General features: G+C 71.8%; 13 protein-coding genes, 1 pseudogene and 1 riboswitch. Of the genes and pseudogenes, 11 read left to right on the forward strand and 3 right to left on the reverse strand.

What is annotated here, in order from left to right:
- Window positions 1–14 precede the first annotated feature (14 nt).
- Window positions 15–977 carry a carbohydrate kinase gene (locus ACFVXE_RS27245; RefSeq protein ID WP_389674976.1) on the forward strand — a complete coding sequence of 321 codons (963 nt, stop codon included), beginning with the start codon at window positions 15–17 and terminating at the stop codon, window positions 975–977.
- A 67-nt stretch (window positions 978–1044) separates the two neighbouring features.
- On the opposite strand, the gene ACFVXE_RS27250 is transcribed toward ACFVXE_RS27245, so the two are convergent.
- The gene (locus ACFVXE_RS27250) at window positions 1045–2346 is read right to left on the reverse strand and encodes a hypothetical protein (RefSeq protein ID WP_389674978.1); all 1302 of its coding nucleotides are present in this window, start codon (window positions 2344–2346) and stop codon (window positions 1045–1047) included.
- Between the two features lie 251 nt (window positions 2347–2597).
- On the opposite strand from ACFVXE_RS27250, the gene ACFVXE_RS27255 reads away from it, so the two are divergent.
- The 5 genes from ACFVXE_RS27255 (at window position 2598) to ACFVXE_RS27275 (ending at window position 7538) form a co-directional block, all read left to right on the forward strand.
- Window positions 2598–3827 carry a beta-ketoacyl-[acyl-carrier-protein] synthase family protein gene (locus ACFVXE_RS27255; RefSeq protein WP_389674980.1) on the forward strand — a complete coding sequence of 410 codons (1230 nt, stop codon included), beginning with the start codon at window positions 2598–2600 and terminating at the stop codon, window positions 3825–3827.
- Window positions 3828–3919: 92 nt separating this feature from the next.
- Complete coding sequence (locus ACFVXE_RS27260; protein ID WP_389674981.1) at window positions 3920–5785, forward strand: acyl-CoA dehydrogenase; 1866 nt, start codon at window positions 3920–3922, stop codon at window positions 5783–5785.
- Window positions 5782–5952, forward strand: coding sequence for a hypothetical protein (locus ACFVXE_RS27265; RefSeq protein ID WP_389674982.1), 171 nt, complete (start codon window positions 5782–5784; stop codon window positions 5950–5952). The genes ACFVXE_RS27260 and ACFVXE_RS27265 overlap by 4 nt, the downstream gene beginning before the upstream one ends.
- An 87-nt stretch (window positions 5953–6039) precedes the next feature.
- Window positions 6040–6318: an acyl carrier protein gene (locus ACFVXE_RS27270; protein WP_389674983.1), complete on the forward strand. Its 279-nt coding sequence runs from the start codon at window positions 6040–6042 to the stop codon at window positions 6316–6318.
- Entirely contained in the window at window positions 6315–7538 is a 1224-nt protein-coding gene (locus ACFVXE_RS27275) for a beta-ketoacyl-[acyl-carrier-protein] synthase family protein (RefSeq protein ID WP_389674985.1), read from the forward strand. The genes ACFVXE_RS27270 and ACFVXE_RS27275 overlap by 4 nt, the downstream gene beginning before the upstream one ends.
- Window positions 7539–7586: 48 nt before the next feature.
- On the opposite strand, the gene ACFVXE_RS27280 is transcribed toward ACFVXE_RS27275, so the two are convergent.
- Entirely contained in the window at window positions 7587–7787 is a 201-nt protein-coding gene (locus ACFVXE_RS27280; RefSeq protein ID WP_389674987.1) for a hypothetical protein, read from the reverse strand.
- A 111-nt stretch (window positions 7788–7898) separates the two neighbouring features.
- Here ACFVXE_RS27280 and ACFVXE_RS27285 point away from each other — a divergent pair, with 111 nt between their 5' ends.
- The 5 genes from ACFVXE_RS27285 to ACFVXE_RS27305 all read left to right on the forward strand — a co-directional run bounded on the left by ACFVXE_RS27285 (window position 7899) and on the right by ACFVXE_RS27305 (window position 12911).
- Window positions 7899–8996 carry a protein kinase family protein gene (locus ACFVXE_RS27285; RefSeq protein ID WP_389674989.1) on the forward strand — a complete coding sequence of 366 codons (1098 nt, stop codon included), beginning with the start codon at window positions 7899–7901 and terminating at the stop codon, window positions 8994–8996.
- Between the two features lie 264 nt (window positions 8997–9260).
- Window positions 9261–9761, forward strand: coding sequence for a helix-turn-helix domain-containing protein (locus ACFVXE_RS27290; RefSeq protein WP_389674991.1), 501 nt, complete (start codon window positions 9261–9263; stop codon window positions 9759–9761).
- A riboswitch (cobalamin riboswitch) is annotated at window positions 9727–9917 on the forward strand. (Overlaps the previous gene by 35 nt.)
- Before the next feature lie 62 nt (window positions 9918–9979).
- Window positions 9980–11020 carry an ABC transporter substrate-binding protein gene (locus tag ACFVXE_RS27295; RefSeq protein WP_389674993.1) on the forward strand — a complete coding sequence of 347 codons (1041 nt, stop codon included), beginning with the start codon at window positions 9980–9982 and terminating at the stop codon, window positions 11018–11020.
- A 47-nt stretch (window positions 11021–11067) separates the two neighbouring features.
- The gene (locus tag ACFVXE_RS27300) at window positions 11068–12108 is read left to right on the forward strand and encodes a FecCD family ABC transporter permease (protein WP_389675026.1); all 1041 of its coding nucleotides are present in this window, start codon (window positions 11068–11070) and stop codon (window positions 12106–12108) included.
- On the forward strand, window positions 12105–12911 hold the full coding sequence (locus ACFVXE_RS27305) for an ABC transporter ATP-binding protein (RefSeq protein ID WP_389674994.1): 807 nt from the start codon (window positions 12105–12107) through the stop codon (window positions 12909–12911). Before ACFVXE_RS27300 ends, ACFVXE_RS27305 begins: the two co-directional genes overlap by 4 nt.
- A gap of 74 nt (window positions 12912–12985) precedes the next feature.
- Here the strand turns inward: ACFVXE_RS27305 and ACFVXE_RS27310 are convergent.
- A pseudogene (locus tag ACFVXE_RS27310) lies at window positions 12986–13294 on the reverse strand (PRC-barrel domain-containing protein); the annotation flags it as partial.
- Between the last annotated feature and the right edge of the window lie 517 nt (window positions 13295–13811).

Below are 13811 nucleotides of genomic sequence, written 5' to 3' on the forward strand. Positions count from 1 at the left end.
GAGACATCCCGCCCATGCACGACACGGCCGACCCCCTCGACGCGCCCGACCCGCTCGGTTTCCTGGTCATCGGCGAGTGCGTCGCCGACATCGTCCGGCTGCCGCACGAGGCCGACCGGGTCCACCCCGGCGGCAGTCCGGCCAACGTCGCGTACGGACTGGCCAGACTGGGCCGCTGCAGCACCCTGCTCACCCAGCTCGGACCGGACGACGGAGGCCGGCTGATCGCGGACCACCTGACCTCGGCCGGAGTGGTGCTGCGGACGGACGGTTCCATCGCGCCCACCCCGTCCGCGTCGGTGGCCCTGGACGCAGGAGGTCGGCCCGCGTACACCTTCGACATCACCTGGACACTCTCCGCGGTGGTGCCGGAGCGGCCGCCGCACCATGTGCACACCGGCTCGATCGCGGCGGTGATGGAGCCGGGGGCGGCCACCGTCGTCGCCGCGGTCGAGTCGCTGCGTACCACCGCGACCGTCAGCTACGACCCCAATGTGCGGCCCGCCCTGATGGGCGACCACGCCACGGCCGTCCGCCGGGTGGAGCGGTGTGTCGCCCTGAGCGACGTGGTCAAGGCCAGCGACGAGGACCTGGACTGGCTGTACCCGGGGCGGTCCCCCGAGTCCGTGGCCGCCGAGTGGCTCGCCACCGGCGGCCCCGCTCTCGTGCTCGTCACCCGGGGGGCCGACGGCGCGCTGGCCTTCACCCCGGGCGCCCGGGCCGTGGTCGGCGCACCGCGTACGGAGGTCGTCGACACGGTGGGGGCGGGCGACGCGTTCATGTCGGGCGCCCTGCACGCCCTCGCCGCGCACGGGCTGCTCGGCTCCGCAGGACGCGCCGGACTGCACGCGATCGATCCTGTGACCGTCACCGATGTGCTGCGGCACGCGGCGGCGTCCGCCGCGCTGACCGTCGCCCGCGCCGGCGCCAACCCGCCCGACGCGCGGGAGCTGCACGCGGCACTCCCGCGCGTCTGAAGCCGGCCGTGCCACTGCCGGCCCGCGGGAGTCCTGGCGGGTCGTCAGCGGCACGTCCGACGTACGGTCAACCGTGCGGCGCCGGGAGGAGATGGGGTGTGCTGTCGTCGTCGAGGAACTCCACGACCGCGAGGGCGAACAGCGCTCCCAGGGCGATCCACACCGTGACCAGCCCGGTCGGCCGGTCCCACACCAGCAGGACCGCGGCGGCCACCACGACGACCGTCCAGTTGAGCCAGCGCTTCGCCCGGTGCACCCACGCGCCGACGGGCCCGCCGGTGAGTCCGGCCGCGTCGCGTACGGCCCCGATGCCACCGTTCCACATGGCCTTGACCCGGGTGGCGGCCCGGCCCCCGCCCGAGAGCCAGGCAGCGAGCGCCACCACCACGCCCAGCGTGACCACCAGCCTGACCACGCCGCGCAGATAGACGACCAGCGCGTCGAAGACGGATGCGGCCGCCGGCTGCGACACCGTGTCCGGCAGGCTGTCCAGATAGAACGCGCGGAACACCGACAGGGCCAGACCCAGGACCGCGCCGCCCACCGCGACCGCGAGTGCCGCGGTGACCAGGGCCCGGCGCCGGCGCACCGCGAGCAGCACCCCGCCCGCGGCGAGGAGCAGGGTCAGCAGCGGCAACCAGAAGCCGGCGAGCTGCAACACCAGGAACCCCTTCTTCGCCTTGCCGATCGCGTCGGAGGTCAGCACGGTGAAGTCCGTGTGGACCTCGGGGATCTTGGCGGCGATCGTCAGCCCCTGGTCGACCAGGAGTCGCTTGACCCGGTCGATCACCGGGGCGAGATCGATGACGACGGTGTCGTCGGTGAGCTTCACCGCCCCGCCGCCGCTGCCGGTCAGAGCCTTGACGACCGCCGCGTGGGCGTTCCGGTTGAGGCCGACCCACACCTTCTCGAAGGCGTCGGAGGCCACGAACTTGTCCACGGTTCCCTGCACGAAGTCGGTGATGCCCGCGGTGAGCGGGGCGCTGAGCCGACCCAGCGCCTTGTCGAGAACGGGCCGGTCCGCAGGTGCCACCTGCTGGACCAGGGAATGGACGTCGAGATGCGTCATCAGAACGTCGGTGACCCGTTTCGACACCGCGTGCTGCACGTCGGGGTCGGAGGCCAAGGGGGTCACCATCGCCACATAGCGGTCGGTGTCGCCGACGTCGTTCCTGGCCCACGCGGCGACGGCGCTCAGCGGAGTGAGCAGGGCCGCGAGGAGGATCAGCAGCACGGCGAAGAACGACCGGAATCGCGGCCGGGAGCGTGGCGGACTACGTGTCTCCAGCCGCGCCACCCGCGCGCGCAGCGAGTCCAGTTCGTCGCCCGCTGAGAGGGGCTTCGACTCGTTCCGGTCCGGTGATGCCATGCCTCAAGGGGATGCCGCGCGCGTCTGTGCGGCGCGGCGGGTTGATGCATACGGGGGAGCGGACGGCCCTCCCGAGTGAGCCGGGCGCGTTCCCGGGCGCGGCCCACCCTCGTTCGGCCCAGTGAACGCATCCTCACCGGGGCGAACGCCGTTCGGCAGCAGAGGCGTGAGTGACGACGTGCGACGGCCGCCCCTTCGCCGGCCGGGCACCCGCACGGGCCACGCACCGTGCGCGACGGAAGGAATGGGACATGGGACACGCCGACACCGGTGTCGCGGTGACGGGAGTGGGAGTGGTGACCCCCGCGGGCACCGACGAGCACACCTTCTGGGCCGGGCTGTGCGCGGGACGCTCCGTGGCGCGGCGCTGCGACGAACTGGCCGGCCTTCCGGTCGACTTCGCCTGTCCGGTCGACGGACTCGACCTGGACACGGCGGTGGGCGGGAGGTCGGTGTGGCGGATGGCCCGGTTCGTGAAACTGGCGCTGATCGCAGCCCGGCAGGCCGTCGCGGACGCCGGGCTCTCACCGGACGACTGGGACGGGACCAGGGTCGGTGTAGTGCTCGGCGTGGGTGTGGGAGGCGTCTCCCTGCTCGTCGACAACCTGCGCAAACTGGATGAAGAAGGTCCGGAGACAGTCTCTCCGCTCCTGGTGCCGATGATGATCCCGAACGCGGCGGCCGGAGAGCTCGCGATCGCGCTCCGTGCCCACGGTCCGAGCCTGGCACCGGCCACCGCCTGCGCGTCCGGGGCGACCGCGATCGCGGTCGGCCGTGACCTGCTGACCAGCGGCCGCTGCGATGCCGTGGTGGCGGGCGGGGCGGAGGCCGCTCTGACACCGCTGGTGGTCTCGGCCTTCGCGAAACTGGGGGCACTCTCCACACGTACCTGCGACCCGGCGGGCGCCTCGCGGCCGTTCGCCGCGGACCGGGACGGGTTCGTCCTCGGCGAGGGTGCCGCCGTGGTCGTACTGGAGCGGACCGACGACGCCCTTGCCCGGGGCGGACGGCCGCGCGCGCTGCTGGCCGGCGCGGGGTTCAGTACCGACGGGCACCATCCCACCGCCCCGGCACCCGATGGCCACGGTGCCCAGTGGGCGGTGGAAGCGGCGCTCCACCAGGCCGGCTGGGCGCCCGGCGAGGTCGGCCACATCAACGCCCATGGCACGTCCACCCCGCTGAACGACGCGATGGAGACCGCGCTCATCTCCCGGCTCTTCCCGCACCGGCCCTCGGTCACCGCCCCGAAGGGCGTGCTCGGGCACACCCTCGCCGCCGCCGGCGCGATCGAGGCGGTGGCGACCGTGCTCACCCTGGAACAGGGCATCGTGCCGCCGATCGCCAATCTGGACGCGCTGCCGGACGGCTTCGAGCTCGACTGTGTGACGAAGGCTCCCCGGCATCAGCCCGTCGAGCGTGCCGTCAGCCACTCCTTCGGCTTCGGCGGACACAATGTCGCGCTGGCCTTCGCACGCGTCTGACCGTCCGTCCCACCGGCACGTCGGTCCCGCTCGCCCGCCCGGCGGACGCGGCGAAGGTGTGTCCTCGCCGTTCCAGGATCGTTCACCACGGCGTGACCGCAACGATCGCCACCGACCCGGCCCTGTCCACCACCGACCTGCTGAAGGGTGTGCTCCTCGGCGGAGACTTCCGCCGGGAGCACGGTCCCTGGCGGCGGCTGGTCTCCACCCAGCCGTTCCGCCGCCGGGGAGACCTCACCCCCGACGAGCGTCTCTCACTTGCGTACGAACGGCTGAGGATCCTCAACGGCACGCTCGACAGCGCGGCCCGGCCCGCCTCCGACCCGCGCGCCCTCGCGGCGATGCACGAGTGGCTCGGCCCGGTCGACCCGGCGCTCACCACCGTCGCGGGCATCCACTACAACCTCTTCCTGGGCAGCCTCCTCGACCACGACGGCGACAGCCGCCGTGATCTGTCGGAATTCCTGGAGTTGCGGCGCATCGGCACCTTCCTCTGCACGGAGGTGGCACACGGCAACGACGCGGCGGCCGTCGAGACCACGGCCACCTACCACCGGGGGCGGGACGGATTCGTCCTGCACACCCCGCACTCCGGGGCACAGAAGTTCATGCCCAACACCAGTCCGGCCGGCGGCCCCAAGACCGGACTGGTCGCGGCGCGCCTGCTGGCCGACGACGCCGACCACGGCGTCTTCCTCTTCCTGGTGCCGCTCACCGATGAGGTACGGCCGCTCCCCGGGGTGCGGGTCCGTCGGCTCCCGGTGCGCCTGGGCAGCCCGGTCGACCACTGTCTGACCTCGTTCGACCAGGTCTTCGTGGAGCGCGACGCCCTGCTCGGCGGCGCGCACGGACGCATCGGCGACGACGGGGAGTTCAGCAGTGCGCTGCCCAACCGCAGGCGCCGCCTCCTCACTTCGATCGGGCGCGTAACGGTCGGCAAGCTCTCCATGAGCGCCGGTGCGGTCGGATCCGCGCGCACGGCACTCGCCGTCGCCGTCCGCTACGGCGGCCACCGCTACATCTCCGGGCCCCGTGCCGCGCAGCGGGTGCCGGTCATCGCCCACCGCAGCCACCACGGTCCGCTCGCCGAAGCCATGGCCACCGTGTTCGCGATGAGTCTGCTGCACCGCAGGGCGCTCGACCGCTGGGAGGCGCAGCTCGCGGGCGGCACGGAGGGCGGGCGGGCGGAGACGGAACGGCTGGTCGCCGTCGCCAAGGGCTGGATCACCTGGCGGGCCCGCGACGTTGTCGTCGAATGCCGTGAACGGTGCGGTGCACAGGCGCTGCTGGAGAACAACGGCATGGCCGAACTGCTCGCCGGCGCCGAAGCGGTGGTCACCGCAGAGGGCGACAACCTCGCCATCCACGCCAAAGCGGCCGCCGAAATGCTCTTCGCCGCCGCACCGGTCGCGGGCGGCGGTGTTCCCGGTGCGGCCCCCGGAGATCTCACCGACCCCCGATTCCTCGGGCGGCTGCACAGGCAGGTGGAGGACATCTGGTTCGCCCGGGCCGGAAACCGGATGAGCGGGGCACCGCAAGGTGATGCGCTGGGGCGGTGGAACGCCGCGTCCGGGCCGGCTCTGCGCGGCGTGGAGGCCCACGCCCACCGGCTGGCGGCCGAGGCGTACGCGGAAGCGGTCGCCGCTCTCCCCGAGGGGCCGGCCCGCGAGCGGCTGGCCGAACTGGAGCGGCTGTTCGCCCTCCGGTGGGTGGACCGCAACAGCGGCGATCTGCTCGCCACCGGTTCCCTGACCCCTACGCAGGTCCGGGCCCTGCCCGAGTCCGTCGAACAGCTCGTCACCGGGGTCGCCGGGCATCTGCCCGCTCTGGTCGAGTCCTTCGCGCTGCCGGAGGAAGTGCTCGCCGACTGGCCGATCGCGCGGCCGGACTACGCCGATGCCTACGACGACCCGGGCGCCCCCTGGCAGACCGGAGCGGCAGCCGAGGCGGCCCGGTGAGCGCCCGGGAGGACCGCGGGGCCGGGCTGATGCGCCAGGTGCGGAAGACGGCCGAGGTCCTCGGTGTGCGGGCCGTTCTGCTGGCGTACTGGGGCACGGCAGCCCTCCTCGCCCGGTGTACGCAGCCGTCGGTGCGCGCTGGTGAATCGGTTCGACGCCAGGCGTAACCGGACGATCGGCAGCCAGTTACTCCGGCGTCGGGACGGTGCATTCCCGGTCCCGCGCACCCGTACGCCACAGGGAAGAGGAAGATCGTGACCGCCATTCATCCCAGGATCACCGAGGTCCTCGCGCACACCTTCAAAGTGCCCGCCGCCGAGATCCTGCCGGATTCCACGATGGACAGCCTGGAGATGGACTCCCTCGCCGTCGCCGAATTCGCCGCCATCATCAAGGAGACGCTGGGCATCCACGCCGACCCCGATCAGCTGTACAGGAACGCCACCCTGGCGGACATCACGGAGTTCATCGGCGCGGCGGCCGTCGCCGAGGTTCCGGCGAGCGGCGAGGCAGCGACGAGCAGCCCCCGATGAACAGGCCCGCCGTCGCCATCACCGGCCTGGGGATGATCACCCCGGCCGGCAACGACACCGCAACCACCTGGGCCGGGGTCTGCACCGGGGTCTCACAGGCCCGAACGGTCCCCTCGCTCCGGGGCTGCGAGATCGACTTCGCCTGTACGGTGTCGGGCATCGACCTGGACGAAGCGGTCGGCGGCCGCACGGCGTACCGGATGGGGAAGTACGTCAAGCTGGCCGTCCTCGCCGCACGGGAAGCCGTCGCGGACGCCGGACTCGACCCCGCCGTCTGGGACGGCAGCCGGGTCGCCGTGGTCATCGGCACCAGCAGCGGAGGGTCCGCGAGGCTGACCGAACAGGCGGTCGCGCTGGACCGTCGGGGGCCGGAGGCCACCTCGCCGTCGGGCATTCTCCTCACCATTCCGAACATGCCCGCGGCGGAGATCGCCATCGAGATGGGGGCCACCGGTCCCAGCCTGGCGCCGTGCACCGCCTGTTCGTCCGGCGTCACCGCACTGTCCACGGCCCGCGACCTCCTGGTCACCGGGCAGTGCGATCTCGCGATCGCCGGAGCCACCGAGTCGATCGTCTTCCCGGTCGCCATGACCGGATTCGCCCGGTCCGGCGCCGCGGCCCGCGGTGACGGCGACCCGGCCCTGCTGTGCCGGCCGTTCGCGGCCGACCGCGCCGGGCTGGTGATGGGCGAGGGCGCCGCCGTGATGGTGCTGGAACGGGCCGACGACGCCGAGGCCCGGGGCGCGGCGCCGAGGGCTCTGCTCGCCGGAGCGGGCGCCACCACCGACGCCCACCATCCGACCAGCCCGCTCCCGTCCGGCACCGTCGCCCGGGCAGCGGTCGAGGCCGCGCTGCGGGACGCGGGCTGGCGGGCCGAGGACGTCGAACACGTCAACGCGCACGGCACGTCGACGCTGCTCAACGATGCCACCGAGGCAGCCCTCATCGGCCGGGTCTATCCGCACCGGCCGCCCGTCACCGCCCCCAAGGGGGTACTGGGTCACTGTATGGGGGCGGCCGGTGCCATCGAGGCGGGGCTGACGGTCCTCACGCTCCAGCACGGTGTCGTACCGCCGATCGCCAACCTGGACGCCCCTGCGCCGGGGTTCGACATCGAATGCGTCACCAAACAGCCCCTCAGACTGCCTGTCCGGCGGGCCGTCAGCCACTCGTTCGGGTTCGGTGGCCACAACGCCGTGGTCGCCCTGCGGAGTCCTTAGCCCGGCGGGCAATCGGAGGGTGGGGGAAGGAGCGGGGTCCGGAAGTCCTTAGGGGGTTGCCTCCTGGGCCTGGAGGGTGTGTTCGCGGTCCGGGCGTCGAAGACGGTGCGGATGGAGCTCGACCACGGCGAGACAGACCAGATCCGAGTCGCTGAGCAGTGGCGGTCTGCCGGGGCATCGTGTTCGCCCGACCTTGTTGTCGATCTTCACGTACAGTGCGGCCAAATGGGTGTTCGGATCCGCGTTCACAAACGGGTCCTGGATTCCCTTCGCCCGTGCCAGGGGCGAACCGCAGGGCTATGTGTCGCGTGTGCGCGCCCTTTGGACGGGCCCAGGTATTTCAGAGAGGTTGGTGCCCTGGTGGAGGTAGCCGTCGAGAGCTTCGACGCGTCGCGTGGTGCGCGTTTGGCGGCCTACAGTGCCGTCTCCACATCGCTGGCGCTGTGCAGTGATCGCGAACTGCGCGACCTTGTGGATACGGCTACGCCGATGGGTTCTGGCATCGGCGGGACCTCAGCGCTGCTGGAGGTCGGCGGAACCCCGGTCTTCGTTAAGCGGCTGCCGCTGACCGATCTGGAAAGGCAGCTGGAGAACGTCCAATCCACGGCGAACCTCTTCGAGCTTCCAACCTTCTGCCATCCCGGCCTCGGGGTTCCCGGAAGCCCGGGATGGGGGGCCTGGCGGGAGTTGGCCGTGCACACCATGACGACGAACTGGGTGCTCGCACAAGACCATGAGGGCTTTCCCCTGATGTACCACTGGCGGGTGCTGCCGCACCCCGGGCAGGCGCTGCCCGAGCAACTGGCCGACGTGGAGAAGGCTGTCGCCTACTGGGGAGGCAAACCGCAGGTGCGCCACCGGATCGAGGCGCTGCGGGACTCCTCGGCGAGCGTCGCACTGTTCCTGGAGTACATCCCGCAGAACCTGCACGACTGGCTGGACATTCAGGTCAAAGCCGACGATGAGACGGCCGAGCAGGCATGCACCATGGTGGCGAAGGAACTTGAGGCCGGAACCTCTTTCATGAACGCCCGCGGGCTCCTGCATTTCGATGGCCATTTCCAGAACATCCTCACCGACGGCAAGCGTCTGTTCTTCACGGACTACGGCCTCGCGATCTCCTCCCGGTTCGACCTGTCGAAGGAGGAGGCCGACTTCTTCGCCGAACACCAGACCTATGACCGCTGCTACACCGTCACCCACCTTGTGCAGTGGCTCGTCACTGCCCTGTACGGGTACGAGCGGGACGAGCGCAGCGCGTTCGTGCACGCCTGCGCCCGAGGGGAACCTCCGACGGGAATCCCGTCGCAGGTCGCGGCGATCCTCACCCGCCACGCCCCGATCGCCGCAGTGATGACGGACTACTACCGCGAGTTCCGTTTTGAGAGCAGGCAGACCCCGTATCCCCTGGAGGCGATCCGCCGGATCGGCGGGCCGGACAGCTTGTTCATCATCTGATGGACCTGGGCGGCCAACAGCCGGGCTGGATGCGGGAGGCTCCGGGTGCCCTGATCCGCTTCTGCTGAACGGCCTGCCTGCCTTGCCCGTAGCCACTGCGCGCCCGATCGTCGTGACCGCCGCCGAACGGCACCGGCTCAAGAAAGCGGCCTACGGCCACAGGACCCCGCACCGTGACCGCCTGCGGGCGCAGATCGTGCTGCAGGCTGCCCGGGGGCGGGGCAACGCAGCGATCGCCCGCGAAACGGGAGCGCACCTGGCCACGTGCGCACCTGGCGGGTCCGCTTCGCCGACGGCGGCCTGGCTGCCCTGGCCGACCGCAGGCGCTGCAGCCGTCCACGACGCTTCACCCCGGTGCAGGTCGCCGAGGTCAAGGCCCTGGCCTGCCAACTGCCCGCCGAGACCGGCACCCCGCTGTCGCGCTGGTCGTGCCCGGAACTGGCACGTGAGGTCGTCGTCCGCCGCATCGCCGACTCGATCTCCGCCTCCACCGTCCGCCGCTGGCTGCGCGACGACACACTCAAGCCCTGGCAGTACCGGTCCTGGATCTTCATCCGCGATCCGAAGTTCCGGCCCAAGGCCGCCCGCATCATGGACCTGTATGCCGGCCGCACCGGCAACATGATCAGCCCCGAAGGACTTCGGGCTCCGGCCGGACTTAGCCCGGCCGGGGCACTGCGGCCGTACCCGCACCGGCGACCGCACCGCCACCGGGGCACGCGGAGCCGCGTGATAGCTTGCCGAAGCCAGTCAAACTCCACGTAGGGGTCAGGGAATCCGGTGCGAATCCGGAACTGACGCGCAGCGGTGAGGGGGACGGACGGGGCCACGGCCACTGGGACGCATCCACGGATGCCCCGGGAAGGCGTCCCGTCCGAAGGAACCCGAGTCCGAAGACCTGCTGGCAACTGCCGCCCGGTGCCGGGCGGCAGTACTCCGTACACCGGGCCCCGCGCATGGGCCCTGAGACGCAGAGGGACTCCGTGCCGTCCATAGCCAGCCCCGCCCGCACCGCTGCCCTGCTCTCGGTGGCGCTTCTCCTGCTGACCGCCTGCGGCGGCGGCACCGACAGATCCGGGGCCGAGCCCGCCGGGGGCGCAGGCTATCCGGTGACGCTCAGGAACTGCGGCCCCACCGTCACCGTCGAAGCCGCTCCGCACCACGCCGTCTCCGTCGACCAGGGGTCGACGGAGATCCTGCTCTCCCTCGGCCTCGCCGGCCGGCTGGCTGCGACCGCCACCTGGACCGACCCGGTGATGAAGGGGCTGGAGAAGGCCAACGCGAAGGTGGCGCGGATCTCGGAGAACCGGCCCTCGTCGGAGAAGGTCCTCGACCAGGAACCCGACTTCGTCAGCGCGTCGTTCGAGTCCACCCTCGCCAAGGGCGGCGTCGCTCCGCGCGAACAGTTCGAGGAACTCGGCGTCCCGACCTACGTGTCGCCCGCCGACTGCACCGGCAAGGACAACAGCGGCGGTGGCGACGGAGCGCGGACCGAGGCACTGACCATGGACAGCGTCTACCGTGAAGTACACGAACTTGCCCAGGTGTTCGGCGTCCCCGAGCGCGGGGACAGGCTCGTCGCACAGCTGCGGGGGCGGGTGAATGAGGCGACGGACGGCGTGAACGCCTCCGGAACCTCACTCCTCTACTGGTTCTCGGACTCCAAGTCCCCCTACCTGGCAGGCTGCTGCGGGGCACCCGGCATCATCACCAGGGAACTCGGCGCGAAGAACGCCTTCGACGACACCCACGAGGAATGGCCGCAGATCAACTGGGAGACCGTCGCCGACCGCAACCCCGACGTTCTGGTCATAGGCGACCTGACGCGCAAGGCCCAGACCGCAGAGAGCGCCGCCAAGAAGATCGAGTTCCTGGAGTCCGACCCCGTGACGAAGAACATGGACGCCGTCCGGCACAAGCGGTACGTGCTGCTCAGCGGACAGGCCATGAACCCGTCCATCAGGACGGTCGAGGGCCTGGAGCAGGTCGCCGCCGGGCTGCGGTCGTTCGGGCTCGCCGGGTGACGGACACCGAACGGCCCACCGCGGTACGCACGGTGAAGGCACCCGCAATCCACGTGCGCGGCGTCATCGGCGGACGGGGGGTGCGCGGTGCTGCCCTGTGGGGCGCGGGCGTCGCGCTGTTGGTGCTGTCCGTCGCCGTCGCCGTCACCATCGGCCCGGCCCGGATATCCGTCGCCGACGTCTGGTCCGCGGTCGCCGCCCACCTCGGCATGGGTGAATCGCGGCTCACCCCGATCCGGGACGGCATCATCTGGAACCTGCGCATGCCCCGTACGCTGCTCGCCGCCGTCTGCGGCGCAGGGCTCGCGGTGTGCGGAACGGTCATGCAGTCCCTGCTCCGCAACCCGCTCGCCGACCCGTTCGTGCTCGGTGTCTCCTCCGGTGCGTCGACGGGTGCGGTGCTGGTCGTCGTGCTGGGGGTCGGCGGGGGAGCGCTGTCCCTCTCGACCGGCGCGTTCGCCGGGGCGCTCTGCTCGTTCGCGCTCGTGCTCCTGCTCAGCCACACCCTCGGCGGCACGGCGGACCGGGTCGTCCTCTCCGGGGTCGCGGCCATGCAGCTGTTCTCCGCGCTCACCTCCTTCGTGGTGATGACGTCGGCGGACGCCGAGCAGACCCGCGGTGTGCTCTTCTGGCTGCTCGGCTCACTCAGCGGGGTCGGCTGGACCGACACGGGCGTGTGCTTCGCCGTGCTCGTCGTGACCCTGGTGATCTGCCTCGGGTACGCCCGGACCCTCGACGCCTTCGCGTTCGGTCAGGACGCCGCTGCCACGCTCGGGGTCCGTGTCGCCCGCACCCGGATCGTGCTGCTCTGCACGACCGCACTGCTGACCGCCGCGCTCGTCAGTTCGGCGGGCGCCATCGGCTTCGTCGGGCTGGTACTGCCGCACGCCGCCCGGGCGATCACCGGCTCCGGACACCGGCGGCTGCTGCCCGTCACCGCGCTCGCCGGGGCGGTCTTCCTGGTCTGGGTCGACACCCTCGCGCGGACCGTCCTCGACCCGCAGGAGGTGCCGGTGGGTGTCGTCACCGCCCTCATCGGCGTACCCGCGTTCGTCCTCGTCCTCCATCGCACCCGGAGGGTGGCATGAACCCCATCACCGGCACGCGCCACGGCGCCGCCGGCCTGCGCGCGGAACGGGTCTCCCGGGAGGCGGGCGGCCGCCTCGTCCTGGACGGGGTCACCCTCACCCCGCCGCCCGGCGCCACCGTCGGACTGCTCGGACCGAACGGTTCCGGCAAGTCCACACTGCTACGGGTGCTCGCGGGGACGCTCGTGCCGGCGGCGGGTGCGGTCACGCTCGACGGCGAGCCGCTCGCCGCGATCGGCCGACGCACCGTGGCCCGGCGGGTCGCCGTCGTCGACCAGCATGCCGTCACCCAGGTCGAACTGAGCGTCGGGGACGTCGTGGCACTCGGACGCATCCCGCACCGCCGCGCCTGGTCCGCGCCGACCGGCGCGGACCACGACGCGATTCGCGAGGCGCTGGAGCGCACCGGTCTCACCGACCGGCGGGACCAGTCCTGGCACACGCTCTCCGGAGGCGAGCGCCAGCGTGTCCAGATCGCCCGGGCGCTCGCCCAGCAACCCCGCGAACTGCTGCTGGACGAGCCGACGAACCATCTCGACATCCAGCACCAGTTGGAGCTGCTGTCGCTGATCACCTCACTGCCCGTCACCGTCGTCGTCGCCCTGCACGACCTCAACCTGGCCGCGATGTTCTGCGACCGGATCGTCGTCCTGAAGGAAGGGCGGGTGGTGGCCGCCGGCACTCCGGCGGAGGTGATCACCGAGGTCCTGATCGCGGACGTCTACCGGGTACGGGCGGTGGTCACCCGGGACGGTCCGGACGGGCGGCCTTCGGTCCGCTTCCTGCCCGGCCCGGCGGATTAGGGCCCGCCGCCGGTTCCCGCGTCCGACGACGCACCCTCAGAGGAAAGCGCCCCTCAGCCTCGCCACGGCGCGTCGTAATGCCGGTAGAGCTCCTCCTCCTCGGAGACGGTGAGATGAGCGTCCGCGTCCACCCTGGGGGCGTCCTTCACGCGCTCCTTCGGATGGGTGATGTGCAGATCGGAGCCGACCCGGCGAGCACCGTTCAGGGGTACGAAACTCTCCTTCATACCGAACAGACCGGTCTTGACCGTGATCCAGTCCGGCTGGCCGGTGTTGTCGTCGACGTACACCCGTCCCACGCTGCCGACCTTCTCGCCCGCCGGGTCGTACACCGTCAGGCCGTCGAGCTCCCCGGAACCCGTGAAACCGTCAGAGGCATCCATAACCGGTCTCCTCCTCGCCCGGGCGCGTCCTGATTGGGCGGGGCACCAAGGGGCGGCGCCTCCGGATCCCATCGCGCCTCACCCGAATGGCCGGTGCAACCTCCCCGACCCGGCGACGGCGCGCCCACTGCCCTCCCGCCCCTGTACGGAGGGGGCGCCGCGGTCGGGGCACGACCGGCGCACGCACTGGGCCATCCGAGTGAACGGGGGGCGGACCGGTTCCGGCGCGCGTACCCGGGCGGACCGGCCGGCCGCGGCGGCACCAGCCCGTGTGAGCATCGGCGTGCTCGGGGAGCGGGCCCCGGGTCCCGTCGTGTCAGGTGCGCGTGATCGGCGCGGGCGGCGCGATCTCGATGAGGGTGGCCGTACCCGCCACCGGCCTTCCTTCGTACATCGTGATCACGTCGCCTGGTGCGAGGTGGCTCCAGTGCTCCGGGGTGAGCGGAGCCAGCCGGACGGTGGCCCCCAGCGGCCTGAGCCGGCAGCCCCCGACCCGCGGCCGGTTCGAGCCGACGAC

It is taken from the genome of Streptomyces sp. NPDC058231 (assembly GCF_042882275.1).
Taxonomy (GTDB): domain Bacteria; phylum Actinomycetota; class Actinomycetes; order Streptomycetales; family Streptomycetaceae; genus Streptomyces.